Annotated in this window: 1 protein-coding gene; it reads left to right on the top strand. The window is 41.8% G+C overall.

All coding sequences use genetic code 11. From position 1 onward, the window contains the following. Positions 1 to 518: 518 nt before the first annotated feature. On the top strand, positions 519 to 1,020 hold a 502-nt coding region (locus tag ACN0IC_RS15850), incomplete at its 3' end, for a C2H2-type zinc finger protein (protein ID WP_416879704.1).

Below are 1,020 nucleotides of genomic sequence, written 5' to 3'. Positions count from 1 at the left end.
GTCTAGAGCCTATATTATCAAATCGGTTTGGTTTTTTTAGGGTCTACAGCCTATAACTGACCTTTACCCTTGGTGGACCTTTACCCTTGGTGGACCATATGCATCGAGAGGGCCGAGTGGGGGACCGTATGCGGCCTTGTTCACCTTGAAAAGTTAACTTTTCAAAACATAGCATCAGGAAGGTGTTCAAAGTATAGCGGGAAATACTGTATGTCCAGTGACGACTGACCAGAGTCCAGTGACCAGTGTGAACTGTTCTAATTGATGCTGCTAGTTGAGCAAAATACTGGGCTAGGAGACCAGTTTGGTTACAGGCCTTTCCATATACAATGCTAGTTTGATACCTTGAAGAATATAAATGTGTACTTAGTAACACCAATTCCAGCATAATGGTTTATATGTGTTCCAGAGCAAATGTTACCAGTCTGAGTTTAGCCCTGCTGTAGTGACTGAGGAGGAGACCCTGCAGTCCATGTTAGTCTGAAACCCTCTCACCAACTCCTGCTCCTACTACACTCATGGCTTCTGAAGATTTCATCAAATATGAACAACAGGAAGTTTTACAAGAACCAGTCACAGTCAAACAGGAATGTGAGGAGGAAACCTCTGGAGGAACACAAAGCCAAGAAGTTCTGGAAGAGTTCGAGGTGAAACAAGAATATCAGGAGGAAACGCCTGGAGAGGAACAAAACCTGATCCAAGCTTTGGATGAATTGGATAATCTTTTAGATGAAGCTTTGGATACTACAAGAAGTAATGTAGAGCCAGTAGTTAGTTTACCATGCTCAGAGGATATTGTGTTTCACTGTGATATGTGTGACTTCAACACAAAAATAAAGGGACACTTAAACAGACACAAACGGAATAAACATGAGGGTGTGAGATATGATTGTGATCAGTGTGATTACAAAGCCACTCAACAGGGAAATTTAAAGCAACACAAACTCTCAAAACACCAAGGTATCAGATACAGTTGTGATCAGTGTGATTATAAAGCCACTCACCAGAGAAATGTAAAGC

Origin of the sequence: Litorimonas sp. (genome assembly GCA_029936425.1) — a bacterium.
In the GTDB taxonomy this organism is placed as follows: Bacteria; Pseudomonadota; Alphaproteobacteria; order Caulobacterales; family Maricaulaceae; genus Litorimonas.
Note: the sequence above shows the minus strand (reverse complement) of the source record. Positions and strands in the feature narration are given on the sequence as shown.